The following is a 25,374-nucleotide window of genomic DNA, read 5'->3' on the forward strand; positions in this document are numbered from 1 at the left end:
AATAGGAGGTCGAATCTGGAGGAGGGCTTTAGGTGTCACAAAAACAGTCACAAAACAAACATTTCCAAAAAGTCCTCGATTTGTGTTTCCACTCTGATGATTTTGTTTCTGAAACGGTTGAGAGTTTAGGTAATAACCAATATTACTTGAATTTTTATGATTCTCTAGTCGATTTAAACACGTTGAACGAACACGTTATCGGACCTCTTCAAAAACATGACGTCTCCACACTTGATGACCTGAAAAGAATCATTTCATTAAAAGAACTGACCGTCGTTACAACCGGGGATGAGCTAGAGGAGGGTCTAAATAGAGGTAAAGTACTGATCCGCTTCGATCATTCGACTCCTTATGGACTTCTCGTTCCGATCAAAAATCTGGAAAATAGAGAAGTAAGTATTCCGGAAGTGGAATACAGCGTAATCGGACCTAAAGAAGGTTTAGTTGAAGACCTGGCTATTAACTTGAACTTGATTCGAAAGAGACTTCCTGTTTCCACGTTATGTATAAAGAAAATGAAAGTAGGAAGCATATCACAGACTGAAGTGGCGGTCCTTTATCTATCTGATATTGCAAACGATGAAAATGTAAATACGATGATTCAACGGATTAAAGACATTGATTACGATGAAATCAGTGATAGTTCTTATATAAACCAGTTTATTGAGGATAACAGCAATTCTCCGTTTCCTCAGTTAATTGATACAGAGCGACCGGATCGCGTGGCAGCTCAGCTTATAGAAGGAAAAGTGGCAGTATTAGTAGCTGGATCACCTTCTGCCATTACAGCTCCAACGACGTTGATTGAATTTTTTTCTGCTTTTGAAGACTATTTTATTCCTTGGCATTTGGCTTCTGCCTTTCGAATGATTCGATTATTCGCTGTTTTATTTTCTGTATTTTCAACACCACTGTATGTTGCGGTTATTACATACCATACTGAGCTCATTCCGCAAGATTTACTCGCTACATTAATATTGTCCAGAAGCATCATTCCGTTTCCACCTATTATTGAAGCCATTTTCTTAGAACTCACCATTGAATTGTTAAGAGAGGCAGGAGCAAGACTCCCAACCAAGGTCGGTCAAACGATCGGAATTGTAGGCGGGATTGTAATTGGGACAGCAGCTGTAGAAGCTGGCCTCACAAGCAACGTCCTTCTTATCATAGTTGCACTTGCTGCACTCGCCTCCTTTACAACGCCAATCTATAGAATTGGTAATACCATTCGTCTCATTCGATTTCCTTTTTTACTAATGGCGCAGCTGTGGGGCTTATTAGGCATTTCACTTTTAGGGACGTTCTTTCTTGTTCACTTAATTACGCTCAAATCTATAGGGAGACCTTACCTAGAGCCGATCTATCCTTTTCGTTTTAAGGACCTTAGAGACTCGTTTTTCAGATTACCTTTCAAGTTTCAATACGACAGACCGGTTGCTTTGCAAACGAAAAAGAAGAAGCGTTTCTCCAAACATGAAAGTAAAAAAACAGCTGATATTGATGACCACATTCACTAATACAACCAAGGAGGGCTTTATTTGACCGCTAGTAATCAGCAAAGTTATTCCCATATCGCCCCTTTCCTTGTTTTTTTTCTCGTTCACTCTATGCAGATTGGTGTAGGTATTTTTGGATTTCAACGTTATATTGCAATGGATGCAGGTTATAATGCTTGGATTGCGGTTATTCTGGTCGGGGGCCTATTGCATATACCGATTTGGATGATTTATAAGATGATGATGCGCGATCAAGGTGTTACAGACATTATCGAACTCCATCGTCACTATTTCGGAAAGTGGATTGGCAATCTCTTAAGTTATGGACTCCTCGTTTATTTTTTGTTTATGGGGATTACTGTCCTTAGAACGTATGTGGAAGTGATTCAGATTTGGATGTTTCCAACCATGATGACTTGGCCCGTCACTCTGGTGATTCTCTCCATCATAGTGTACGCCATTTATCACGGTTTCAGGGTGGTTGCCGGAATGGCTTTTTTAGGAGTCGTTCTACCTTTCGTATTGATCTTTACGGCCATTTCACCACTGGAATTCGCCAATTATCACCGATTCCTACCTATCGAGTTTGTTTTTAAAGATCAGGTATCAGCAATGAAAACAATGACATTAAGTTATATTGGTTTTGAAGCTCTAGCTTTTTATTTTCCCTTTATTCAAAACCCAAAACAAAGTCAAAAGTGGGCACATATGGGGAACGGGTTAACAGTCCTGATTTATTTAATGGTAACAATCGTCACGTTCCTCTTTTACAGCAGACTCCATTTGGAACGTGTTGTTTATCCGACACTGAGCTCATGGAAAGTGCTTGAACTACCATTTATTGAACGATTTGAGTATATCGGTATTGCCTTCTGGCTACTCGTCGTTGTGCCAAATATCATGATCAGTTTATGGACAGTGAGCCGCGGTATGAAAAAACTCCTTCGTGCAAGGCAAAAACATACTCTTTTCTTTGCAGCCGGGACTATGTTTTTGTTTTCCATCTCATATCAAACACGTGAATCCATTGATAACTTGAATACATATGTTTCAGAAGCTGGCTTTTATATCATCTTCTGTTACATACCTATCCTATTTATCGTAACAAGTTTCATAAGGAGGTTTAAAAAGAATGGGCAGTCAGAAAAAGACAATAGTATCCACATGTAAATTGGCTTACTTCCCATTTTTGTTCCTCTTGTTAACCGGATGTGTTGAACCTTATATCCTTGATGAAGTTCAAATTATCCATGCGATTGGTTATGATTATGTAGACGATCATCATATTGAAGGTACCATCAGTCTTCCTGTATATGGAGGATCTGAAGACATTCGAAGTGAGACCATCAGTGCCGTTTCAAGGACAACAAAAGACATTAGGCTTTACTTGGATGCGCAATCTTCAAAGCCTCTTCATACAGGGAAAGTAAGCTCCGTTTTATTTGACCATAAGTTGACGGAAATGGGGCTAATGAGAATTATCGACACCTACGTGAGGGATCCAAGGATCGGCATGAGAATACAGCTTGCAGTAGTAGAAGACATTACAACAAAGGAGCTTCTTGAAACTACGTACCCTATGGAAGTTGACGTAGCCTTATACGTGTCGGACTTAATCGAACAAAACATCCAACAGCAGAACCTTCCAAGGATGAATTTCCATATCTTTTTAACGAATTTTTACGGTCAAGGTCGTGATCCTTTTTTACCTATCTTGAAAAGGGAAGGAAATGCGATAAAAGTAACTGGATTGGCATTGTTGGATGATGACGTGTTTGCGGGCGAACTCGACTTGAAGGATTGCTTCTTACTGAAAATACTCGTCGAGGATTTCGGGGACGGTTCGTATGAAGTTATGTTAAATCCGGATGAAAATGAATATGCTATGCTACGAAACATTGATTCGAGTACAACCTATGAGGTAACAGATGCCACAACCGCTCCAAGAATTAAGGCAAAAGTGAACTTGTCTGGAAAAATCAGCGAATACTCCGGTAGCAAACTCGACCAAAAAAAAGTGAAAGAAATTTATGCTCAAACGACCAAACAGTTAAAAAGAGACATTGAGCAAATGTTAAAGCGGATGCAAGAGTTAAACGTCGATCCAATGGGAGTCGGTGACCAAGTCCGCAGACATGATCCAAACTTCTCTGATGAACGTTGGGATGAGCTATTCCCAAAGTCCACGATAGATGTTGAAGTGGAAGTATTGATTAAGGAAACAGGTGTTGAAGAATAAACAATAAGAGGCATCACCATAGCCGTCACCGATCCATAATGGTATCTTCTTTTTACAAGTGATAAAGCCCCAAAGGTTACTGAATACCTTTGGGGCCAACGAGCAAAGCGAGCTGTATCAAGAAGGCGATGAATCCCTGTTGCTCCCTATTAGCTTTAATACGAGTTTTTTTGTATTTTCCGTACCCGCATCTCCTAATTGGGCACCTGCAGTTCCAATACAAGATGGACAACCTTCTTCACACGGGCAACCTCTAATAAAGGTTGCCGCTTCAACCAGAGTCTCGTTAAGGTTTTTGTAAACTTGTTCCGATAACCCAATTCCTCCAGGGTACCTATCATATAAAAACACAGTCGGTTTTTCCGAGTGAATCGCTTTTACTTGTGGAACAGCATGAAGGTCATTTCGATCACACATGACTTTCACGCAGGCCACATGCTGCCATACGTGAGCAAGTCCCCCCAAGGCCTCTTCAAGTGTCTTTTCTCCCCAATCTTTTACTAGTGATTTAGGAAAGGATAAAGCGACTGCTTGAGAATGGAGTTCTTGTTCTGGTAAATGAATGGGACCTGACCCGATGTTTTCAAACGTTTCAAGCTTGATCTTTTTGAAAATCGTTGCCATCGCTGTTACCATCACGTCTCCAAATTCTGCAATACCGAATTCCGTTGTTTTTGTTTCATCAACTTCTAGCACTTTAAGATTAACAGCCAAATTGGCGTCGGTGAAATACTCTACGTCTACTTCTCTGACAAACGCTTTCTTTTCATCCCAATCCAAGTACTCCACTTGATATTGAGTCCCCTCATGGAGGTAAATTGCCTCATCATGAAGCAAAGTAAGAGCACTGAACGTATCCATTTCTCCAATTACACGATGGTTGGCTACATCACTTTGATCGATAATGACGACGTTTTCTTGAGCCGCTGAACGTAAACTAATGTTATGTGCCGGAAATGCATCGTTCATCCAATAAAATTTGTTTCTTTGAGTATGGAGGACACGTTCGTCGACTAAAAATTCAAGCATCTCATCTACATCAACGCCATCAAATGTCTCTCCTCTTTCAAAAGGTAACTCATAGGCTGCGCACTTAAGATGATCGATTAGAATGATCAAATTATCTTTGTTTATCCGTGCGGTTTCCGGCGAACCACCAAAAAAGAAATCAGGGTTCGAGAAGATATACTGATCAATTGGCGTAGACGATGCCACCATGATGACCACTGACTCGTCTTGTCTTCTTCCCGCACGTCCCGCTTGCTGCCAACTCGAGGCAACAGACCCTGGATAACCAGTCATAATACACACTTGTAGCTGACCGATGTCTACTCCAAGCTCTAGAGCGTTCGTACTTACAACTCCAATCGTATCGCCGCGTCTTAAGCTCTTCTCTATTTCCCTGCGTTGATTCGGCAAATACCCTCCCCGATAGCCGCGGATCTTATTTTTATCCAAATCATATTTAACGAGCTCTTGAAGGTGGCTCAAAATAATTTCCACTCTGACCCGACTTCTGGCAAATACAATCGTTTGAATGTTTTGCTTTAAAAAGGAGGCACCGAGTTCATTAACAACCTTTGTGGCACCAGCACGGATATTTAGCTGTTTGTTTACAATTGGGGGGTTGTAGAAAACAAAGTGTTTTTTCCCTCTTGGAGCCCCGTTGTTGTTTATTAAGGTCACACCTTCTCCTATCAACTCTTCGCACAGCTCTTCAGGGTTGGCAATGGTTGCTGATGTGCAAATAAACGTCGGTTTACTACCATAATAGGCACAGATTCTCTTTAACCTGCGAATCACATTCGCCACATGAGAACCAAACACACCACGATACGTATGAAGTTCATCAATCACGACAGTTTCGAGATTCTCAAACAAGGAAATCCACTTCGTATGATGAGGTAAAATAGCAGCGTGAAGCATATCAGGGTTTGTTATGACAATGTGTCCCGCCTTTCTTACTACCTGACGAATGTTTGCAGGAGTGTCACCGTCATATGTATAGCTGTTCACATTGACATCAATATCATCAATAAGCTCGTTAATCTCGCTTTTTTGGTCTTGTGCAAGTGCTTTAGTAGGAAATAGGTAAAGGGCTCGGCTATCAGGATTATCTAACTGCTTTTGAAGAACGGGTAAGTTGTAACAAAGGGTTTTTCCGGACGCGGTTGGCGTCACAGCAACTACGTTCTCTCTTTTCTTTACAGCCTCGAATGCACTTGACTGATGTGTGTACAATTCATGTATGCCTTTTCTAATCAATCCTTCTTTTAAACGATGATCGATTGTTTCTGGAAAAGGTACAGTACGAGCTTCTTTCTCTTCTATTACATGCCAATGGGTGACATTTTCATCTTGTCTCAACTCTTTTAACAACGTATGCAAATCTTTCTTTCCAAACATGGGTTTCCCCCTTTCTCTCTCCATTATAGCGAATGTACGTTTGCATGGTAAAGAAAAATAGAGACTGACTCGTCTAGTTATCCTCCTTTCGAGTCAACCTCTATGGTTTTATGTGATCCTTTCATTAGCTTCTTACGTCCCGCAATAGGTTTGGTAAGGCGGGGCTGACGTGTCCGGAGGAGAATTGAAAGCCTTCTGCTCACCTTTATGAGCATATGGGTCTTCCAGTACTAAAAGGAGTTTTTCAATTTTCCCCATATCCCCCTCAGTTACAGCAGCCTCAAGCGCTTCCTCGACTTGATGATTACGAGGAATAACAGCAGGATTGCTCCTTTTCATCAACTCAAAAGTAGCAGAAGAATCTTCGTTTTGCCTTTTTAGCCTGCTGTTCCATAAAGACTCCCACTCGGAGAATCGTTCAATCTTTTTGGTTTCATTACTTTGTCCGAACGTAAGATCTAAGAATGTATTTGTAAAATCCGATTCGGATTTTTCCATCATTCCTAATAATCGATCGATCAATGTTTTATCCTCATCTTCTTCGTCGAAAAGTCCAAGCTTCGCTCTCATTCCTGAATACCACTCGCGATGGTATTCTTTACTGAAGTTAGAAATGGCCTCTTGAGCACGGGAAACGGCTTCTTCTTTATCCTCAGATAGAAGGGGGAGCAACGATTCTGCAAACCTAGAAAGATTCCAAGCACCCATATAAGGCTGATTTCCATATGCATAACGCCCTTGCACGTCAATGGAGCTAAAAACCGTGGCAGGGTCGTAGGTGTTCATGAATGCGCACGGTCCATAATCAATCGTTTCACCGCTAATGGTCATATTGTCTGTATTCATGACCCCATGAACAAATCCAACCAGTTGCCATTTGGCAATTTGCTTCGCATGGACCTTGATCACTTCATTTAGCAAGGATAAATAAGGATGACTTTCCTTTTTTATTTGCGGATAGTGTCTATTGATTGCGTATTCCGCTAAGGCCTTTAAATCATCCTCCGTTCCCCATCTGAACACGTACTCGAACGTCCCGAAACGCAGGTGACTCTTGGCCACACGAGTAAGAACTGCCCCCGGTAGAGGTGTTTCCCTATAGACAAACTCACCTGTGGAAACCACTCCCAAACTTCGGTTCGTATCTACACCAAGGCCATGCATAGCCTCACTAATTAAATACTCCCTTAACATAGGACCGAGTGCCGCGCGACCGTCTCCGCCTCTTGAGTATGGTGTTTTCCCTGATCCTTTGAGTTGAATATCATAAAGCTTTCCATTTGGTGTCATTTGTTCTCCAAGAAGGATGGCTCTTCCGTCTCCCAACATGGTAAAATTGCCGAATTGATGGCCGGCATATGCTTGAGCAAGAGGCTGTGCCCCTGGTGGACAAGCGTTACCTGAAAGGGTATTTATCCCTTCAGTACTTGTTAGTTCACCAACATCCAACCCTAAAGACGTTGCAAGCTTTTCATTAAAAAGTAGAAGCTTCGGTGAAGAAACCGGTGTGGGCATTTGTTTTGTATATAGGAGTTCTGGAAGTTCAGTGTAACTGTATTCGAAATTCCAACCAGCTCCTGTACTGCTTTGATCAGACATATCATTTCCCTCCTGTATTCCATTCATCTATTTAGTAAAAATGTAATCACCTTTTTGGTATTCCATTCAGTTTACCATGTTTAGATACATGAAAAAAACCAGCCCCTTCGAAGAGGCTGGTTTTCATTATCTCGTTGCAGGTATATTCAACAATTCGGAAACAGGAACGAATTCAAATCCTTGCTCCAATAAATCAGGAATAATGATCCTAAGTGAATCCACAGTCTCCGTTCGGTCAGCTCCTGGCCCTCCACCATCATGCATTAAAATAATTGAACCTGGCTGAACTTGACTTAACACGTTATTAGCAATTTCTTCTTCGGTAATCTTTTGCCAGTCCAAAGAATCGACGTCCCATGCAATCACATTATAATTTAAATTCCCCAGTTCTTCTACAAGCTCCTCATACAAAAAGCCGTATGGAGCACGAAATAGAGACGTTCGAAAACCGAGAATCTCAGCTAACCTATCTTCGGTCCGATTGACTTCTTCTACTAATATGTCTACATCTGCTTCCTCTACAAGATCAGGATGCCAATATGTGTGGTTCCCGACTTCGTGACCTTCTTCAGCCACCCGCCGTACAAGATCCGGGTACGCGGTAGCTCTTGCTCCCATTAAGAAAAATGTACCCGGAACATTATATTCCTTTAGTACGTCTAGTATTTGAGGCGTAAATTCTGGATCAGGCCCATCGTCGAAAGTAAGGGCAACGCGGTTCACATTATCTGGTCCTTTAAGAAAGACAAGATCCGGATACTGTTGCTGTAGAATAACGTTTGAAACAGGACTTAACTCCCGAACTTCACTTTCATCTCCTCCTTTTAACGGTGGAAGTTGTTCGTTTACTTTTTCTTTTTTCCACCACCATAAAGGTGAAGACTCTTCTGCTTGGGCTTGAATAAACCCTGCTGTTTGTAAAATAAACAATACAGTAAAACTTAATAGAATTCGTCTAATCATTTTCTTTTTCACGAGGTCATCTCCTAATAAACGTTCTTTTATTAGTTTTAAGAAAAAGCCGCAATTCTATACAAAAATGCCTTGGACCAAACGCAAGGTCCAAGGCATTTTTGCATTAATACAAGTATTCTTCTATTTCATCACTTACAGAGAGGAGTTTTTCATTTATTCTTTCTACACCTCTACCAGTGCCACCATAGAGAGTTGCTCCGAAAGTCGACTCGCTATAATTATTGTAATGGATGTCCAAGTCATGGAAAAGGCGATGGAGGTCTCTTACCACGTCTGTTTCACGAATTTCTCGTTTGGCATAAATACCGGCTTTTATTCGCCTTAAATCATGCTTCATACGGTCTGTTTGCACGGATTCTTTTATGTTCTTTATTTCATTCAAAATGTTGTTGTTTACATCTCTTGTTCTTGACCAATTTAACTGGTTAATATTATCATGACCCACAAGACGGTTATATTCACTATGATAATTACGAATAAAAGCACTTAATTCATCGTTTTCCGGCTCTGTTTCATCAGGAAAAACCATCCCGTGACCAATATACTCTTCAAAACCTTCGATTGGAGTAGACGAAGGCTCGTCTTGAATTCCTTCATCATCCTCTACTTGCGTTTCAACCTCTTCTTCAACTTGTTCGAGTTCTTCGATGCTTTCTTCATTTGCTTGAATGAACCCTATGTAAACAACGCCGGCTACGACAAGAACCAACATACTAAAGATGATCCACTTCACTTTAGCTCCCCCTCTTATTTTTCTAATTACTCCTCTACTTTAGACGTAGGAAATACTGATTAGGGTGCGCCAAATGCAAAAACATTGATTATGAGTGGGAATAAGAATTAAAATTAATCAATTAATAAAACCACCTTAAAAGGCAGCTCCTTTTAAGGTGGTTTTATTATACGCCCCTTTGATCGGGGTCCCAAATGATTTTATGGAGTTGCAGGCTGACTTTTACTTGTGAAAGTTTTGATGCCAATACCTTTTCTACAAGTCGCCTCGGAGGCATCGTTTCCCAAACAGGACTGAACAATACTTGTCCTTTTTGATGGCACGCTTCAACAACCTCTTTAGCCTCCATGAAATCTGTTTCGTTTGCGATTACAAACTTTATTTCATCCTGTTTTTTCAATAGTTCAAAATTGGATTCAATCATTCGACCTTTCTCTCCTGAAGCTGTGAGCTTGTAATCCATTACATAACGAGCTTTTTCCTTAATAGTAGAATCTGTTTGTCGCAGGTTTTCAAACGGTGTGAGATCAATACCGCCATTTGTTTCAATATGAATATCCACAATGTGATCAAGGTCTGCCATCGCCTTTAATAGCGCTGCTGACTTCTTTCCGTGAATAAGCGGTTCGCCACCTGTAAAACAAATATAACGACTGTTGAACTCACTGATTTTCTCTATAATTTCATCGATCGTGGCCTCAAATTCCGGCTTAGCAGGAGCGTAGCTATACGGTGTATCGCACCAATGGCAACGTAGGTTGCAGTGAAAGACTCTTACAAACACAGTTGGAAACCCAGCTGCCGACCCTTCCCCTTCGACGGTTTCAAAGATTTCAACCATAGGTAGCTTCCAATTTCCGTACTCTTCTTTATTTGGAAGGGAGAATTTATTCATCTTCTTCCATCCATTCACGCTTTAAAGTGGCATAACTTGTTGGTGTTTCGTATAAAACAAGTTCTTCTAATCGTTGCCCAGCTGCTTTTAATCCTTCTTTATCCAATGAGTCATCCAGCTGCTCCCAAATCCAGACAATCATGTTTTCAGCGGTAGTATTCATGTTTGGCAACACTTCGTTTAGGTACCTATGATCGAGCTTATCTTTTATGGTGTATTCATAGATACGCTTTACATCCCCGAAGTCTACACTAATCCCCACATGATCTACATATCCACTAATGGTAATGATCAGCTTGTACGTATGGCCGTGGAGGTTTTTACATTTTCCTTCATAACAGTGGAGGTGGTGTGCTGAATCAAATGTAAATTCTTTTGTGATCCCTACACGTTTATGATGATATTTAAGTTCATGTGGGTGGATATCTTCACCCAGTTTTTCTACTTTGCTCGGTATTTTAAATTCCATTTTAAAACACTCCCTAGTTTTTTTATCACATGAGGGGTGGGAATCTCGAACCCTCTAATTGACTTGTACTATTTTAACATGGAATTGATTTTCATCAAGTTCTCTATTATAAATGGCTCTTTTAATTAGACCCTACGAAAGAAACTATAAGTGAAAAGTGTATCCTCATATAAACCTATATGGTACGATAGCCGTTCGCGATTTTACATAGTTATCAAGCTTCAACAAATACTAATCACATTAAGAGTCGCGTAGGAGGAATTGATTTGAAAAATAAAAACACATTCGATTGGCCCGTGATTATGATCAGTGGGGGGTTACTGTTATCCTTTGTAATAGCCGCATTAATTGATGTTGACTTTGTGTCCGGTTTGGTTGACACCGGTTTTGGTTATTCAGCTGATTATTTCGGGGCCTTTTGGCAACTTCTGATGCTCGCTGTCTTTTTCGTAGCCATTGGACTTGCCTTTAGTTCATACGGGAACGTTCTTTTAGGAAAAAGAGAACAACCCGAAATGAGTACATTTAAGTGGATTTCCATTATTATGTGTACTTTATTGGCCGGTGGTGGCGTCTTTTGGGCTGCCGCAGAACCGATGTATCACTTCATTGACGTCCCGCCCATGTTTCAAGGTATTGAAGCAGGCACCCAAGAAGCCGTTGCACCGGCTCTTGCCGTATCATTTCTAGACTGGGGCTTTCTAGCTTGGGCGATCCTCGGTACTTTAGGAGCCATTGTACTTATGTATGGCCATTATCATAAAGGGATGCCTTTGAAGCCAAGAACGCTCCTATATCCTATTTTCGGTGAAAAAATTATGAAGAACAGTGTTTTAGGCACTTTGGTTGATGCTTTTTCGATTATTGCAGTTGCAGCAGGAACGATTGGTCCAATTGGCTTCTTAGGACTTCAGGTAGCATATGGATTGGACGCTTTGTTTGGCATACCAAATGTATTCTTAACTCAGCTTCTTATTGTGATTGCCTTAGTTAGTATTGCCGGAATCTCTGCTGTAACAGGGATATACAAAGGGATCCAAGTGCTGAGCCGCTTCAACATCATTTTTACCTTTATCCTCATAGTGGCCATACTTCTTTTAGGACCTGGCGGCTTTGTTATTGATCAATTTATCGGATCATATGGGGTCTATTTGCGTGAATTTTTGCCCATGAGCCTTTATCGTGACGACACAGGGTGGCTTGCCTTTTGGACAGTGTTCTTTTGGGGATGGTTTATCGGATATGGACCGATGATGGCTATTTTTATTAGTCGGATATCAAGAGGAAGAACGATCCGAGAACTTGTTGTGGCAGTTGCTATTATCGCTCCATTAGTAACCAACTTCTGGTTCACCGTTGTCGGGGGAACGGGCATCCATTTAGAATTGCTGAACCCTGGTTCCGTATCAGATTCTCTTAATGAAGGAGGCCTTCCAGCCTCGATGATTGCTATTGTTACGCAGTTGCCTTTAGGATGGCTCTTGGCTGTAAGTTTTCTCCTAGTGACCGTTGTATTTGTAGCAACAACGAGTGATTCTATGAGTTATACAATCTCAATGGCTGTAACGGGTGAAGGAAACCCTCCCAGTGTGTTACGAGTATTCTGGGCTGCGGTTATGGGGGCTGTAGCTTCCGTTCTCCTATATATTGGAGAAGGAAGTATAGATGCCTTACAATCCTTCATTGTTGTATCCGCTGTGCCCGTTTCCTTTATCCTTTTGCCCATTATTTGGACGGCTCCAAAAATTGCAGCCGATCTGGCGATTGAGCAAGGGTTCAAAAATCCGCGAAAACGCTCAATGGACCAATAGTATAAATCTTAATTAAAGGCTGTTTTCGGATATATTGTTGCTTTTTTATTATTTTCTTTATCATTTATAATTGATGTTGAAGCATACAGGCCCTTCGCTTTCCGTGGCGGTGCTAGCAAGCCTCCACAGGCAAACCCGTGCTTCTTCCTCTTCTAACCTTGTGCCCTTCTGATTCAACTTTTTCTTGTATAAAAGCAACAACACTTCCGAAAACAGCGTAATTAAATGATAATTAGAATGGCCCAAAGGGTATTTCCTACCTTTTAGGCCATTCTTTTTTAATATAAGTATACCCTTGCGTCAGTGCGTAAGGGTGCTTCACGCCACTCCCCCCTTCCCGCGGCGATGCCGGGGCGATCCTTCTCGAGCAAGAACCTCTCCTGTCTCACTGGCTGACTCTGCCTGTTGCTTAACGTGACGGCTTTGCCGCTACTCTCCCCTCCCTAAAACGGATAAGAGAAGGTCAGGTCGGTCAGTAATGATGCCATCCGCACCAATGGCAATTAATTCTCTCATCGTCTCCTCGTCGTTTATCGTCCAATAGTGAACGTCCATCCCTCTACGGTGAGCACCTCTAATTAAATTAGCATCATCCAGGTTAAACACGCTTTCCTTTACAGGAATTTGAACAGCGTCTACCGATGGCGAATAAACATTTCTTAAAAATAACTTATGTAACAAAACAAAGCGGGTTACCTCTTGTCTTCCTCCGCTAATGGCAAGCTGCCCGTTTGAGATTTCCTCCATTTGCTCCACTAACTCATGTTCAAAGCTTACCATTAAAACTTGTTCTTCCATTCCGTACATTTGGATAAGCGACCACATTTCTTCAACCATGTCGCCGTATCGATCTTCGTCATTTGTTGCTTTCAACTCAATGTTTAGTCTCATGTCACCAATCGACTTGAAAATCTCTTCTACTAACGGAATTGTAATTCCTTGTGACCGGTAACTGTACACCCCATTCAAGTCTTGGAAATAATGAGCCGCATCCAGCTCTTTTATTTCTTCTAATAGAAGGTCATTCACTCTTCCTGTACCATCGGTCGTACGGTCAACCGTTGAATCGTGAATGGCCACTAGATGATTGTCCTTCGTGATATGTACGTCAAATTCAATCACATCTACTCCTAAATCCCTTGCCTTCTCAAAAGCAACTAACGTATTAGAAGGAGCAAGGTGTTCTCCCCCTTGGTGAGCAATGACAAGTACATCATCTGATTCTTGAAAGAAAGGGTGTGGTTCCCGCTCACTTACAGGGATAACGTTTATTCCAATCCAACAGATAATAATTACGCTAAGTAAGAGGCTGCCCCTTTTGTGTATAGGCTTCTTCTTTTCCACTTTTTCAATAGTCGGCATGCTTCTCCTCCTTTTGTTTTAATAAAAAGGCTGTTTTCGTATAGATTGTTGCACCTTCATCACGAGAAGGGTGGTTAAAGAACGGGCCCTTCGCTTTCCGTAGCGCCGCTAGCAAGCCTCCTCGGACTGCGCCTGCGGGGTCTTGCATTACCCCCACGTTCACAGGACCCTTCCGAAAATAGGGAATAAAAAAGATCACCCTACTTATGCAAGAGTGATCGTTGGTGTCAGGATTCTATTAAAAAGCGTCTTATCGCTTCTTTTGCAGATTGAATGTATGTCATATTCATTTCACTTTTGAACGCCTTCATTTGTTGAGCGTGTTGAGGTTGTATACCGATGATAATGACTTGAACTCCCATGTATTCAAGGCTTAAGAAGATTTCTTTAATCCCATTCAGTCCATTTTCCTTTATGATTCCAACACCAGTAAAGTCTATTAATACCTTCTCGAACTCTCCTCCATAAACGGCATCATAAATATTTTTTCTTACAGCCATAAGTTTGTCTTCAAAAAGGTCGCCGAATATAGGTACAAGTGCCACTTCATTACTTAACGTGATAAATGGCCCTGAAAGGCTGTTAGTACGGTAAATGGACTCTTCAAGCTCTTCATTTTTTTCATAGAGTTCGAAATTTGTATTTCTCAACTGCTTTTGTAGAGTCATCAATTGTCCTTCTACTCGTTGAAGTCGTTCATCTTTAGAAACAACAATAATATTTGCTTCTTCATCGTTTGTCCACTTTCCGTAAACATCAAACAATGCTAAAGGATGTTTTTTTGTAAGTAAGTTTAACTCCAAGTTAAATGTCCGGTGCTTAGGGCTGATCATGTGCTTTGCCTTTTCCCTACTGTCCCTGTCTATTAAATCTAAAAATGACGTGACTGATGGAAACTCTACCTTCGCTCGGTCAGAAGCATCCACAACCTCGTAATTTGATTTTATCCTAATGAATGGAAGTGGTATTTGATTGAGCATCGAATCCATCCCGCCTGTTCTTTTTAATTGTTTCCAGCCAATCATCAAGCTCGTACAAATCCACAATAACTTTTGTATTAGGAGAGACAAGAGTTGTATAGTCATAAGATGACATCACCCTTCCCCCAATTAACACTTTCGGTTTTGAAGGGAGTTTCTCAAACGCTGTAATATAGTCGGGAATTTCCGGGATGCGGTGAGCCAATGCTAAGCTCATCCCAATGACTTCTGGCTTCCAAACCTTTGCGTTGTTGAGTGCATGATCGAGAGGTAGATTCGCATTTAAATATCGGACATTCCAACCTTTTTCCTTAAACAGAATAGAAACCATCCTAATGCCTAATTGATGCCACTCGTCTTGCACGGAGAAGAACATGGCTTTTGGTTGTGCATCATTTTTTTCTGTATTCACAAGGTCGTATTCCGTTTGAGATAGGACAAAATCGCAAACACCAGTGGCTAAATGTTCGTCAGCGACCGTAATGCGGTTCTCCTCCCATAAGCGCCCAATTTGATACATAGCAGGTGTAACTAATTGCATATATACATCTAAACGAGAATGAGACTCTCTTAAATCTTTTACTATTTTCAATGCTTTACCTTGATTTCCATCAAGGAGTGCTTCTACAAATGCATCCAATTTATTTTCCAAGTTATCACCTTCTAGTAATCTTGCGTTATTATCGTCATTTAAGACATGTTTCCCTTTGAGATAAGTGTTATTTTACCATAATCACAGGGTCGTGGCTAAGAAAAAAGGCACCATTTTTTTACAAGGCGCCTCATATCACATAATACTATTTGTCTAACTTTTGTCTTTGACTCCCTTTTGTTGTTCTAGGAAGGTGACCATCCTATCAAATACCAGCTCTCGAATGGCCTCTTTTTCATTTAGTATCTGGTGTCCTGCCCCTTCGAAAAGAGCGACTTGGAGATCCTTGCACTTATCATTGAAGAATTCCACGTTTTCCTGCCATTGAACGGTAGTATCTTTCGTACCTTGCAAAAGGTAAACGGGAACTTGAACTTTGGAACAAGAAAAAATGTCTTTTTGCCACTCCGTTAATGCCATTAACCAAGAGGTGGGTAGCTCTCTTACTTGCAAGGGATCGTGCTTCAAGAACATATGATACCGCTCATCTTTGGAGTTTTGTTTGAACCTTCTTTTTTTCTTCGTTACCCATCTACTGGCTACAGGTAGTAAAAGACGAACCCACTTCCATTGATAGGGGTGGTACAAAGGACCAGCCATCATTAGAGAATCGAGAGGTAGCTCCTCCTCTGAGACGCCGTGAAACAATACGGCTCCCCCAGTACTGTGTCCTAGTCCATAAACAGGGCCTTCTGAGCGAAACTCGTTTATTCTTTCCCAACCTGACTTAACTGCGTCAACATAATGGGAAAAGTCCCTAATGGCTCCGCGGTCTCCGTTTGAAAGGCCATGACCCGGCAGATCGACAGCTGCAACTTCGTACGATTCTTTTAAAAAACCATTCACAGTAGCGCTAAGTCCCCCTGAGTGGTCCATGTAGCCATGAACAAGAAGAATCGTGCCTTTTGGGGATTCGGGAGTAAAAAGTTGTACGTGTACATCTGCCCGCTCGGTTTTCACCAACTCACAGCGGTAGGTATTCAATGCTTTTAAGTTGTAATGATAAAACTGTAAATAATCCATGATAGGAGAATGACTTTCCTGAGGGTTTGCCTCGGATAAATCCATGGACTTGAGGGGGATTTGTTCAGTCCAGCTAATATCCCGTTCCCACGACATCGTATGAACCCCTTTCTTTCAAGTATCTTTATTATAGGTTATGTAGTAAATTCACAATTGATAAACTCAGTTAAAGGTTAGCCGACATGCGATTTCCCTAGTTCATGTCGGCTAATCATTTCAAAGGTTCTATGGAGATTTATGAGCCTGCCAAGGCATCTGCGAAAGCTTTTGCATAAGCAGGTAGATCGGGAGGCCTTCTACTTGAAATTAAATGACCATCTGTAATGACCGGTTCGTTATACCACTCTGCACCTGCATTCATCATGTCATGCTTAATACCAGGTGTACTCGTCACCTTTTTTCCTTTTAGTATATCTGCAGAAATTAGCACCCACCCTGCATGACAAATTTGACCGATTGGACGTTTTTTCTCATCCATGTACTTTACCATATCTAAAACCTCATCGTAACGGCGCAACTTATCCGGTGCCCAGCCGCCAGGAACGAGAATTCCGTCGTATTCTTCAATTTGTATTGAATCAAAGCTATAATCACTTTTGGCAGGTACACCATACTTTCCCGTATACGTGTGTTCTCCTTCTTTTCCAGCCAAGTGAACAATAGCCCCTTCTTCCTGGAGCCTGTAGATGGGATACCACAATTCCAAATCTTCGAACTCGTCATCAAGAACAGTGAGTATTTTTTTATCTTTTAATCGCATTTTTTCAACACCTCATATACATATGAATTACAGCATTCCATCGTTAATATGGAACAATTAAGCCTTAAGTATGTATCTCCCCTGTTATGTTAGGAATTAAACCTTTGGGTTACGAGCCTATTTTAGAATCCCATTCCCGATGAAACTGATCGAGAAATCCCTTCATATATTCATCCCGTTCTTCAGCAAGCAAACGTCCTGTCTTTGTGTTCATTTTTTCTTTTAGCTTCAAGAGCTTTTCATAAAAATGGTTAATGGCTGTGGACTGCCCTTTTCTATATTCCGATTTCGTCATGTTTTCTCGTACAGGAATATCCGGGTTATACATCGCATCCCCATGAGCTCCCGCATACATGAATGTACGCGCGATTCCTATTGCTCCTAAAGCCTCCAACCTGTCCGCATCTTGAACGATTTTCCCTTCTAGGGTATCAGGTGTTTTTCCACTACTAAAGCCAATTGAAGATATCATATCAATTAGCTTTTGCCACTCTTCTACACCATGACTTTTCAGCCAACTTGCAACCTCATTTAGGCCTTGGTTTTCCTGTTTATAAAATTTATCATCTGCTACGTCATGAAGTAAAGCTACCAACTCGATAACATAAAGATCAGCCCTTTCTTTCTCGCCGATCATCAAGGCTGTATTTCGAACACGATGGGTGTGGAACCAATCATGACCTGTAGCATCATCAGAAAAGAAAGACCTTGCCCATGACTCTGCATTTTGTATCGTTCGATCCACTTTACATGTCCCCCTCTTGTACAAATGTAACCATATGATACCGAAAAGGAATGGTGTTGTATATCTTTTGGGCTTCACCAATTTCTATTAACTCTTTTTTAAGGTACTTGTATGGAACAACAACCGTCAAATTCGATTTGTAAAAAGGATACGGCCATAAACACACTTTACTCGGTGACAACCACCTTGCCTGGATTCGTTCGTTAATAAGTGGATCGAATTGTTGAGGGAATCCATCCATAAACCAAGATACTTCACGCTCTTTTTCTATTCCCCATTCATTCATGCATACGTATAAGGATAAATTGTCAGTAAACTGCAACAAGTCGTAATGGAAATCCAACTCATTGGTTTCTCTAGGTGAAAGCAAGAGCTTCTTTTTCATTCGATCTTGCCTGTTCTCTTCTTTGGACCGGTAATCACACCCTAGTCGATCGAGCTTTCCTTTGAAGAAACTCGTATAGTGCATACTCATCAAGAGCGCACTGTAGACATCTATTTCTTCCATTTCGTCTACACCTTTTTCGTATGCGGTTATTTTTTTCTTCAACGGATAATCAATAAAAGATAACGGGCTCAACTTACGATGATGCAACATCATTTCTTTATCCAAGGCCGCCCAACCACGATCATGGTGAGTGATAGCAAGGCTCACGCTTCGCTTTTTTGAGAGCCCTTTAAAGAAACGATCCTCCCACGCTTCACAAAAAACGCCTGACAAATGAGCATGCCTGTCCTGCTCAAATAAGTAATATCCTTCCTTATCTTCTCGTACAATCATTTTTCTCCCCCCATTCTCTTCTTTCTTATTTCAATTCTTGATCATCCCTCATATCCCTTCCAAAAGATGGCACAAAAAAATCTCCCGAATGTCCGGGAGATTTTCACCTTATCGAATTTCTGAGATGCACTTGTCACATTGATGGTAATAACAATCAGCCATTTCTTCGAACACTTCGCCGCACTTTGTACATTCTTTTGGTGGAAGATTCTGAAAAAACTCTTTACTAGACTGGATCATGTTTTTCCCCTCCAAATTGTTTGTTAGGATCATTGTATTACAACAAAGATAATAAATCAACATCTATTATAAAACAGTTATACTTTTTTTGTACCTCTTTAATTGATTAATCAAATCTTTTATAAGGTGATTATACAACTTCATTTTAATACAGCTTCCTTTGTTACTATTGTTATATGACAGAAATGATAAATGTTGACGAAAAACAGACGAAAACCCACATGAAATAGAAACAACCTTTTGCCTTTCCTCTTCATGAAGTCTATAATAAAATTGATCGTTTTTTAATTTACTGCCACGTTCGACAAGGAGGTATGACAAATGACATTAAAAAAATGGCTATCATCCATGTTTTTATTCACTGCTTTTTTCTTCACTCCCATTGCCATGACTTATGCTGCAGGCGGAGAGAATGGAGGAAACGGAGAAGAAGAAGCCGTTTCATGGGTAACACAACTACCCTTAACTGTCATGGCTTTTGCCACAGTAATTGCGATGATTTACTACGCGTTCCGTGACTAATACTTACCGATGAAGAAAATGAATTACTTAACAAAATGAAAAAAGCGGGGCGAAATATCGCCCCGCTTTTTTCATATCCTTTTCGTACGTCCTCCCCCAATGACCAGCTAATTCATTCAAACCTCTACCTTTTTATCAAACAACCAACAAATCCCTATAAAAATAGCCACCATGAGCCCCACTTCAATTAACATATGGCCAAGGTGAAGAATTTCTAACCCCTCTAGATGATCTAAAGGACTTCCCTCAATATCCATGTTCAACCCTTCTGCAATTTGGTCAAATGTTAGTAAAGTCTCCCAATGCGCAATGGTCTCATATGCAGCTGTATTCGTTATCCATGACCACAGAAAGTTTAAACCTACAGTAATTCCGATTGCGATCAGCCATCCTAAAGGTTTGATCACTTTTGATACTACAAATATAAATAATCCAGTTAATCCAAGCCACAGTGCTCCATTAACAATAAACAAAAATAGCCAGCCAGAGTACTCCAAGAAGAGAGATGAGAAATCGGGAATACCCATTTGGAAATATATCTCTCGTGAATAGTAAAGCAATCCGTAAAAGGAAGCCATCGTTATTATTAAAGAAATAATGAAGTAGATGAAGCTGGCTGTTACCTTCGCTGATAACAGGTTCCATCCTCTAAGAGGTATGTTAAGCCAAAGAATAACCGTTCCTTCTTTCCACTCTCTTCTCATTGAGGCAAGAATCATAAGAAACATATAGAAGAAATGAAGAAGAATTATAGGGATCAACATGAAAATAAATATGGTATTACCCGGGTTTGTGTTCACTTGATAAATGAGAAAGACAAGAATGATAAAGAAGAGGACTCCACCTAAACCGGCTAAAGAACCATTCTGCCTCAATTCTTTTCTTACAAGCATGAGCCAGCTCATGAAAGCACCTCCCTCATCATTTCTACGACACTTTTTCCTTTCAATTCGCGAAGTGACTCAACATTTTCCGAGAGTAGCACACGTCCATTTTTAATAAACACAATGTGGTCAAGAAATGGTTCCACCTCAGCCACTTCATGAGTGGAAAGGAATGTAAGCTGACGTTCTATATCTGTATACCGTATGATCAAGTTTAGACTTTCCTCCCTTACTAAAGGGTCGAGACCTGATAGTGGTTCATCTAAAAGTAAGATCGGAACGTCCCTTGCAAGTGTTAAAGCCAGCTTGACTCTTGCCCTGTTTCCTTTTGAAAGGTTTTTGATTTTATCATTTAGGTGTATTTCTAATTCATGCAACATCTCTTTTGCTTTTTTCGGTGAAAAATCAGTGAACACAGTGTCAAAGAACGTTACAGCTTCTTCAACACGCTGATAACCGTATAATGAATCCACTTCTGAGAGATAGGCTACTTTTCTGGATATACGTCGATCTGGTTTTTGATTGAGTACGTGTACAGTACCTCCAGAAGGTCTAAGGAGACCAGCAATCATTTTCAAAACCGTTGATTTTCCACTACCGTTTGGTCCCACAAGCCCCACTAATCCCGGTCTATTTAATACAAGATCAATTCCGTTCAGTGCTTCTTTATTCATATATTTTTTCGTGAGATTGTTAAGACTGATTAGTTGATCGGTCATTTCCTTCACCTCTTTTGCTCAGATAATCACTTAACAGCAGTTCCATTTCTTTTTCCGTATACCCGTATTGTGAGAGAGCCCCTACAAATCTTTCGGTCTCTTTTTTAGCAGCAGACACTTTTAGTTCGTCAATAACAGATTGGTTGTTTGTAACAAATGTTCCTTGTCCCCGCTTGGATTCAACGACTTTTTCTCTTTCCATTTCCATATACGTTCGTGAAATTGTGTTTGGATTGACACCTGCACTCACAGCCATTTCTCTAACCGACGGCAGTTTATCGCCTGGGTTTAATTCTCCTCGACAAACCTGACCGTACACGTGTTCCATTACTTGTATATAGATTGGACGATTATGATCAAATGATAAAGTCACTATCGCAAGCCTCCTTTTCAGAGGTTTTCATACGCTTTATTGTATCAAACCGATTAGTCCGCTACATCCCTTTTTGTGAACACCCAAAATGTGAGGATATGAAAAAGGCTAAAGTACATCAAAAGCATCGCAACTGAGAATCCGACGGAAAGAGACGGGACAATCGGTGCCCCTTCAAAAAATTGAATAACGCTTGTATTTGCAAAAAGAAGATATTTAGCCCACTCATAGCTTCTTAGAAGGTAAACCATTTGTCCCCCCATAAACATAGCTACTAATGAAATCCCTACTGCAAGAGCTTGGTTTCTAAAGGTTGTGCCAATCATAAAGGAGAGTGTTGCAAACATAATTAATTCAACAAAGTGAAGACTGTAAATACTCAATACATAGGAAAAGATATGCCAATCTCTCAACTCGCCGTTGACCACTTCCACTACACGAACCGGAGCAAAGTCAAAACCGAACACAATGAAACCTATAAGTAAAGTAAATATCATTAGTGCGCCTGTCATAAGCAGAGCAAAAAGGATCGTCGTAACCCATTTCGCCATCAAAATACGCCATCGGCTTACAGGGCGAACAAGCAACAGCTTTATCGTGCCCGTAGAGTGTTCACCGGAAACAATGCCTGCTCCAATAATCACGACGAACATTGTAACGATCGATAGTAGCATCCCATGGTCAATCAAAAGGGAATACGCATGAGTACGAGGGAGAGGTTCAATATTTTGCTCTAAATGGTACTCGTTTACCATCGTTCTCTCATGAAGATGAGTTGTTGCCTCATATGGTAGGTCATTATCTTGTAATTGGTCTTCAATCAAGCTGTTTTCATGCATAAGTTGTCCTTGCCAATCGGTTGCAACCTCTTCAAGGTTGTCTGGGTTTAAAATCGTGGTCATGGCCGCCCCCACACACACAATGAGGAACAATAATACGATCATCACTGTTGTCCCGTTCCTACGGATTATTTTCATCCATTCGTTTTGTATTAATTTTCCCATTTATTGAACCCCTCCTGTAAGCATCAGAAATTCCTCTTCCAAGCTAGCTTTTTTCACCGGAGAAATTTCATAAATGTTGCACCCTTCATTTACAAGCGCGTGAACGACAAATGGAATGTCTTCTCTTTTCGCCTTTAGCGTAATGGAAGAATCATCACTAGTGTGAATAAACGTGTTCTCGTTAAGGATACGTTCCGCTTTTTTAACATCATCTATATAGATCAACCACTTTTGTTCCTTTCCCCTTACGATCCCCTCCACAGATTCAACACCAACAAGGCAACCTTTGTTCATGATGGCGATGCGGTCACACATTTTTTCCATTTCCGATAATAGATGGCTTGATACAATAACAGCAATGTTCTCCTCGTGGGCCAGGTGATTTAAATAATCTCTCATTTCACGAATGCCTGCTGGGTCCAAGCCATTTGTAGGTTCATCAAGAATGAGTACCTTAGGCTTATGAAGAAGGGCTTGGGCAAGCCCCAGTCGTTGCCTCATGCCAAGGGAATACGTCTTTACTTTATCGTGAATCCTTTCTTCTAATCCTACAAGTTGAATCACTTCTAGCATTCTTTTTTTCTTAATCCCCTTATGCATTCGAGAAAAATGAACAAGGTTTTCGTAACCTGTCAAATAGCTGTACATTTCGGGGTTTTCAACTACCGCACCAATATTTTCAATTGCTTTTTCAAAAGATTTTTTAACCGAATAACCCGCAATTTGAACATCTCCTTGAGAAGGCTTAATCAAACCTACCATCATACGAATGGTTGTTGTTTTTCCCGCTCCGTTAGGACCAAGAAGTCCGAACACCTCCCCTTCTTTAATAGAAAGATGGATATCATCCACTATTGTGCGGCCGTTAATTTTTTTCGTTAATCCCCTCAGTTCAATGATTGTTTTCACGTTTGTTCCCCTTCCCCTCGCGTTCTAGTGTACTAACAAGATAGTACACTAGAACAGAGGAGTGGTCAAGATTAAAAACAATGTTCTAGAAAGGGAGATCCTTGATTGAATACGCTTACACATTCAGGTAAACTAAATCTATAAGAGAAAGCGCAATCGATTGCGCAATCAAACCACTCGAGAGTGAGGAACCACATTGAAAAAATACACTTTATTAAGTTTATCTGTTTTGACTCTTCTTTTTGCATGTGATCAAAATGAAGAAGTAGCAACCGAAAATGGAGACTACTTCACACCTACACAATTACAAGAGGAAGATCAAATAAATCATCCCAGCACGTTTCCAGAAACCGTATTCTATGAAATCTTTCCTCGAGCATTTTATGATACAACTGGAGATGGCATTGGGGATATTCAAGGGATGATTGAAAAGCTGGATTATTTAGAGGAAATGGGCATTGAAGGACTTTGGCTTATGCCCATCCACCCAACTCCTACCTACCACGGGTACGACGTGATTGATTATTACGACATTAACCCTGATTACGGAACGATGGACGATTTCCGCGAGTTTGTAAGTGAGGCTCATGACCGAGACATAAAAATTCTTGTCGATTATGTAGTCAATCACACGAGCATTGAGCACCCTTGGTTCGTAGATGCTATTTCTTCCGAGGACAGTGAATACCGAGACTGGTACATTTGGGCCGATGAGAACACCCGTCTCTCAGAACGAGGCGAATGGGGACAACCCTATTGGCACGGAGAAGAGCCCAATCAATATATGAGTGTGTTTTGGTCAGGGATGCCTGATTTGAATATGGACAATCCCGATGTAAGAGAAAAACTGATTGAAATCGGAACGTTCTGGCTTGAGGATGTAGGGGTTGACGGATTTCGTTTAGATGCTGCAAAGCACATTTATCCAGGGGAACACGAAAAAAACCTCGAGTGGTGGGCTGAGTTTCGTACAGCTATGGAAAGTGTCAAAGAAGACGTCTTTTTAGTCGGAGAGGTGTGGGATATTCCTTCTGTTACAGCACCTTACTTGGAAGAAGGTCTTCACTCTGTATTCAACTTTGATTTAGGGGAATCTATGGTTCAAGCAGCAAGAAGTGAAAACGGCAACCGTCTCGTTTCGGGTTTAATCCGGGATCTTGAACGATTTGATCAATACGCTGATGATTATGTGCTATCCACGTTTTTAACCAATCACGACATGAACCGTGTGATGAGCGAACTTCGAGGTCACGAGGAACGGGCACGAATGGCCGCTTCCCTTCTTTTTACCCTGCCAGGAAGCCCCTTCGTTTATTACGGAGAAGAGATTGGCATGGAAGGGCAAAAACCCGATGAGCATATTCGAGAACCCATGCTTTGGTACAAAGACCGAGAACAAATGGGCATGACGAGTTGGATCGATCCTCGTCACGATAATGAAGAGACAAGCTCTTCAGTGGAAGAACAGTGGGAAGATCCCGACTCTCTTCTCCGCCATTACCAAACCATGATCCATTTAAGGCGTTCAACGCCCGCACTCCTTCACGGAAAAATAGAAGATGTTCAAACAGACGAACGAAGTGTTGTGGCGTTTTATAGAGAGGATGAACATCGCGTACTTGTCGCGCACAATCTCGGTAGTGAAGAGGTGATCGTACCTCTTCCTGAAAACGACGCTTATTCATGGCATTTCCGTCAGTCGGACGAGCAGTTGCTTACTCAAGGTGAACTCACTCTTCCGGCGTATTCTACAGCGGTTCTATCAGTCGACTAGTGAGTTCTATATTTTCTGGACAA

General features: G+C 41.0%; 26 protein-coding genes. 6 read left to right on the forward strand and 20 right to left on the reverse strand.

Features of this window, described 5'->3' with window-relative positions:
* Positions 1-32 precede the first annotated feature (32 nt).
* The 3 genes from G476_RS21600 to G476_RS0108615 are packed head-to-tail and all read left to right on the forward strand — an operon-like array spanning position 33 to position 3,735.
* Entirely contained in the window at positions 33-1,517 is a 1,485-nt protein-coding gene (locus G476_RS21600; RefSeq protein WP_051314724.1) for a spore germination protein, read from the forward strand.
* 21 nt (positions 1,518-1,538) lie between these two features.
* Positions 1,539-2,666: a GerAB/ArcD/ProY family transporter gene (locus tag G476_RS21605; protein ID WP_035186315.1), complete on the forward strand. Its 1,128-nt coding sequence runs from the start codon at positions 1,539-1,541 to the stop codon at positions 2,664-2,666.
* The gene (locus G476_RS0108615; RefSeq protein ID WP_026689737.1) at positions 2,629-3,735 is read left to right on the forward strand and encodes a Ger(x)C family spore germination protein; all 1,107 of its coding nucleotides are present in this window, start codon (positions 2,629-2,631) and stop codon (positions 3,733-3,735) included. Before G476_RS21605 ends, G476_RS0108615 begins: the two co-directional genes overlap by 38 nt.
* Before the next feature lie 117 nt (positions 3,736-3,852).
* On the opposite strand, the gene G476_RS0108620 is transcribed toward G476_RS0108615, so the two are convergent.
* The 6 genes from G476_RS0108620 to queD all read right to left on the reverse strand — a co-directional run bounded on the left by G476_RS0108620 (position 3,853) and on the right by queD (position 10,812).
* Positions 3,853-6,141, reverse strand: a complete 2,289-nt coding sequence (locus G476_RS0108620; RefSeq protein ID WP_026689738.1) for a DEAD/DEAH box helicase — start codon at positions 6,139-6,141, stop codon at positions 3,853-3,855.
* Between the two features lie 132 nt (positions 6,142-6,273).
* Positions 6,274-7,740, reverse strand: a complete 1,467-nt coding sequence (locus G476_RS0108625) for a protein adenylyltransferase SelO (RefSeq protein ID WP_026689739.1) — start codon at positions 7,738-7,740, stop codon at positions 6,274-6,276.
* 126 nt (positions 7,741-7,866) lie between these two features.
* The gene (locus tag G476_RS0108630) at positions 7,867-8,715 is read right to left on the reverse strand and encodes a polysaccharide deacetylase family protein (RefSeq protein ID WP_026689740.1); all 849 of its coding nucleotides are present in this window, start codon (positions 8,713-8,715) and stop codon (positions 7,867-7,869) included.
* A gap of 103 nt (positions 8,716-8,818) precedes the next feature.
* Entirely contained in the window at positions 8,819-9,448 is a 630-nt protein-coding gene (locus G476_RS0108635; RefSeq protein WP_026689741.1) for a hypothetical protein, read from the reverse strand.
* Positions 9,449-9,614: 166 nt separating this feature from the next.
* Positions 9,615-10,343, reverse strand: coding sequence for a 7-carboxy-7-deazaguanine synthase QueE (locus G476_RS0108640; RefSeq protein ID WP_026689742.1), 729 nt, complete (start codon positions 10,341-10,343; stop codon positions 9,615-9,617).
* Positions 10,336-10,812 (reverse strand): 6-carboxytetrahydropterin synthase QueD, encoded by a 477-nt coding sequence (gene queD / locus G476_RS0108645; protein WP_026689743.1) that lies wholly within the window; start codon positions 10,810-10,812, stop codon positions 10,336-10,338. The genes G476_RS0108640 and queD overlap by 8 nt, the downstream gene beginning before the upstream one ends.
* 302 nt (positions 10,813-11,114) lie before the next feature.
* On the opposite strand from queD, the gene G476_RS21610 reads away from it, so the two are divergent.
* Positions 11,115-12,623, forward strand: coding sequence for a BCCT family transporter (locus tag G476_RS21610; protein ID WP_425387228.1), 1,509 nt, complete (start codon positions 11,115-11,117; stop codon positions 12,621-12,623).
* Positions 12,624-13,052: 429 nt separating this feature from the next.
* Here the strand turns inward: G476_RS21610 and G476_RS21615 are convergent, their stop codons facing one another.
* The 9 genes from G476_RS21615 to yhfH form a co-directional block, all read right to left on the reverse strand.
* Positions 13,053-13,985: a glycerophosphodiester phosphodiesterase family protein gene (locus G476_RS21615; protein ID WP_035186318.1), complete on the reverse strand. Its 933-nt coding sequence runs from the start codon at positions 13,983-13,985 to the stop codon at positions 13,053-13,055.
* Positions 13,972-14,142, reverse strand: a complete 171-nt coding sequence (locus G476_RS23525) for a hypothetical protein (protein WP_156906538.1) — start codon at positions 14,140-14,142, stop codon at positions 13,972-13,974. Before G476_RS23525 ends, G476_RS21615 begins: the two co-directional genes overlap by 14 nt.
* A gap of 70 nt (positions 14,143-14,212) precedes the next feature.
* Entirely contained in the window at positions 14,213-14,965 is a 753-nt protein-coding gene (locus G476_RS0108665; protein WP_026689744.1) for an STAS domain-containing protein, read from the reverse strand.
* Positions 14,934-15,617, reverse strand: a complete 684-nt coding sequence (locus G476_RS21620) for a cobalamin B12-binding domain-containing protein (RefSeq protein ID WP_051314726.1) — start codon at positions 15,615-15,617, stop codon at positions 14,934-14,936. Before G476_RS21620 ends, G476_RS0108665 begins: the two co-directional genes overlap by 32 nt.
* Positions 15,618-15,770: 153 nt before the next feature.
* The gene (locus tag G476_RS0108675; protein ID WP_026689745.1) at positions 15,771-16,736 is read right to left on the reverse strand and encodes an alpha/beta hydrolase; all 966 of its coding nucleotides are present in this window, start codon (positions 16,734-16,736) and stop codon (positions 15,771-15,773) included.
* Positions 16,737-16,875: 139 nt separating this feature from the next.
* Positions 16,876-17,400 carry a type 1 glutamine amidotransferase domain-containing protein gene (locus tag G476_RS0108680; protein ID WP_026689746.1) on the reverse strand — a complete coding sequence of 175 codons (525 nt, stop codon included), beginning with the start codon at positions 17,398-17,400 and terminating at the stop codon, positions 16,876-16,878.
* A 109-nt stretch (positions 17,401-17,509) separates the two neighbouring features.
* Positions 17,510-18,145 (reverse strand): HD domain-containing protein, encoded by a 636-nt coding sequence (locus tag G476_RS0108685; RefSeq protein ID WP_026689747.1) that lies wholly within the window; start codon positions 18,143-18,145, stop codon positions 17,510-17,512.
* A 1-nt stretch (position 18,146) separates the two neighbouring features.
* Positions 18,147-18,926 carry a DUF3891 family protein gene (locus G476_RS0108690; protein WP_026689748.1) on the reverse strand — a complete coding sequence of 260 codons (780 nt, stop codon included), beginning with the start codon at positions 18,924-18,926 and terminating at the stop codon, positions 18,147-18,149.
* Positions 18,927-19,034: 108 nt separating this feature from the next.
* Positions 19,035-19,229: a protein YhfH gene (yhfH, locus tag G476_RS23280; RefSeq protein ID WP_342664051.1), complete on the reverse strand. Its 195-nt coding sequence runs from the start codon at positions 19,227-19,229 to the stop codon at positions 19,035-19,037.
* 258 nt (positions 19,230-19,487) lie between these two features.
* On the opposite strand from yhfH, the gene G476_RS21625 reads away from it, so the two are divergent.
* Positions 19,488-19,688, forward strand: a complete 201-nt coding sequence (locus tag G476_RS21625) for a hypothetical protein (protein ID WP_035186320.1) — start codon at positions 19,488-19,490, stop codon at positions 19,686-19,688.
* 116 nt (positions 19,689-19,804) lie between these two features.
* On the opposite strand, the gene G476_RS0108705 is transcribed toward G476_RS21625, so the two are convergent.
* The 5 genes from G476_RS0108705 to G476_RS0108725 are packed head-to-tail and all read right to left on the reverse strand — an operon-like array spanning position 19,805 to position 23,577.
* A complete protein-coding gene (locus tag G476_RS0108705; protein WP_026689749.1) occupies positions 19,805-20,593 on the reverse strand; it encodes an LTA synthase family protein in 789 nt (262 codons plus the stop codon).
* Positions 20,590-21,291 (reverse strand): ABC transporter ATP-binding protein, encoded by a 702-nt coding sequence (locus tag G476_RS0108710; protein ID WP_026689750.1) that lies wholly within the window; start codon positions 21,289-21,291, stop codon positions 20,590-20,592. The genes G476_RS0108705 and G476_RS0108710 overlap by 4 nt, the downstream gene beginning before the upstream one ends.
* Positions 21,266-21,664, reverse strand: a complete 399-nt coding sequence (locus G476_RS0108715; protein WP_026689751.1) for a GntR family transcriptional regulator — start codon at positions 21,662-21,664, stop codon at positions 21,266-21,268. The genes G476_RS0108710 and G476_RS0108715 overlap by 26 nt, the downstream gene beginning before the upstream one ends.
* Positions 21,665-21,717: 53 nt before the next feature.
* Complete coding sequence (locus tag G476_RS0108720) at positions 21,718-22,668, reverse strand: ABC transporter permease (protein WP_026689752.1); 951 nt, start codon at positions 22,666-22,668, stop codon at positions 21,718-21,720.
* Positions 22,669-23,577: an ABC transporter ATP-binding protein gene (locus G476_RS0108725; protein WP_026689753.1), complete on the reverse strand. Its 909-nt coding sequence runs from the start codon at positions 23,575-23,577 to the stop codon at positions 22,669-22,671.
* A 196-nt stretch (positions 23,578-23,773) separates the two neighbouring features.
* Here G476_RS0108725 and G476_RS0108730 point away from each other — a divergent pair, with 196 nt between their 5' ends.
* The gene (locus G476_RS0108730; protein ID WP_026689754.1) at positions 23,774-25,351 is read left to right on the forward strand and encodes an alpha-amylase family glycosyl hydrolase; all 1,578 of its coding nucleotides are present in this window, start codon (positions 23,774-23,776) and stop codon (positions 25,349-25,351) included.
* Positions 25,352-25,374 lie beyond the last annotated feature (23 nt).

It is taken from the genome of Alteribacter aurantiacus DSM 18675 (assembly GCF_000429705.1).
Lineage (GTDB): Bacteria > Bacillota > Bacilli > Bacillales > Salisediminibacteriaceae > Alteribacter > Alteribacter aurantiacus.

Bases quoted from the DNA above. Each gene is read 5' to 3' on its own strand.
- G476_RS0108640 (WP_026689742.1), bottom strand. From the start codon at position 10,343: ATGAATAAATTCTCCCTTCCAAATAAAGAAGAGTACGGAAATTGGAAG.
- G476_RS21625 (WP_035186320.1), top strand. From the start codon at position 19,488: ATGACATTAAAAAAATGGCTATCATCCATGTTTTTATTCACTGCTTTT.
- yhfH (WP_342664051.1), bottom strand. From the start codon at position 19,229: ATGTTGATTTATTATCTTTGTTGTAATACAATGATCCTAACAAACAAT.
- G476_RS0108680 (WP_026689746.1), bottom strand. From the start codon at position 17,400: ATGCGATTAAAAGATAAAAAAATACTCACTGTTCTTGATGACGAGTTC.
- G476_RS0108675 (WP_026689745.1), bottom strand. From the start codon at position 16,736: ATGTCGTGGGAACGGGATATTAGCTGGACTGAACAAATCCCCCTCAAG.
- G476_RS21610 (WP_425387228.1), top strand. From the start codon at position 11,115: ATGATCAGTGGGGGGTTACTGTTATCCTTTGTAATAGCCGCATTAATT.
- G476_RS21615 (WP_035186318.1), bottom strand. From the start codon at position 13,985: ATGCCGACTATTGAAAAAGTGGAAAAGAAGAAGCCTATACACAAAAGG.
- G476_RS0108705 (WP_026689749.1), bottom strand. From the start codon at position 20,593: ATGAGCTGGCTCATGCTTGTAAGAAAAGAATTGAGGCAGAATGGTTCT.
- G476_RS0108620 (WP_026689738.1), bottom strand. From the start codon at position 6,141: ATGTTTGGAAAGAAAGATTTGCATACGTTGTTAAAAGAGTTGAGACAA.
- G476_RS0108625 (WP_026689739.1), bottom strand. From the start codon at position 7,740: ATGTCTGATCAAAGCAGTACAGGAGCTGGTTGGAATTTCGAATACAGT.
- G476_RS0108615 (WP_026689737.1), top strand. From the start codon at position 2,629: ATGGGCAGTCAGAAAAAGACAATAGTATCCACATGTAAATTGGCTTAC.
- G476_RS0108720 (WP_026689752.1), bottom strand. From the start codon at position 22,668: ATGGGAAAATTAATACAAAACGAATGGATGAAAATAATCCGTAGGAAC.
- G476_RS0108690 (WP_026689748.1), bottom strand. From the start codon at position 18,926: ATGATTGTACGAGAAGATAAGGAAGGATATTACTTATTTGAGCAGGAC.
- G476_RS0108710 (WP_026689750.1), bottom strand. From the start codon at position 21,291: ATGACCGATCAACTAATCAGTCTTAACAATCTCACGAAAAAATATATG.
- G476_RS0108665 (WP_026689744.1), bottom strand. From the start codon at position 14,965: ATGCTCAATCAAATACCACTTCCATTCATTAGGATAAAATCAAATTAC.
- queD (WP_026689743.1), bottom strand. From the start codon at position 10,812: ATGGAATTTAAAATACCGAGCAAAGTAGAAAAACTGGGTGAAGATATC.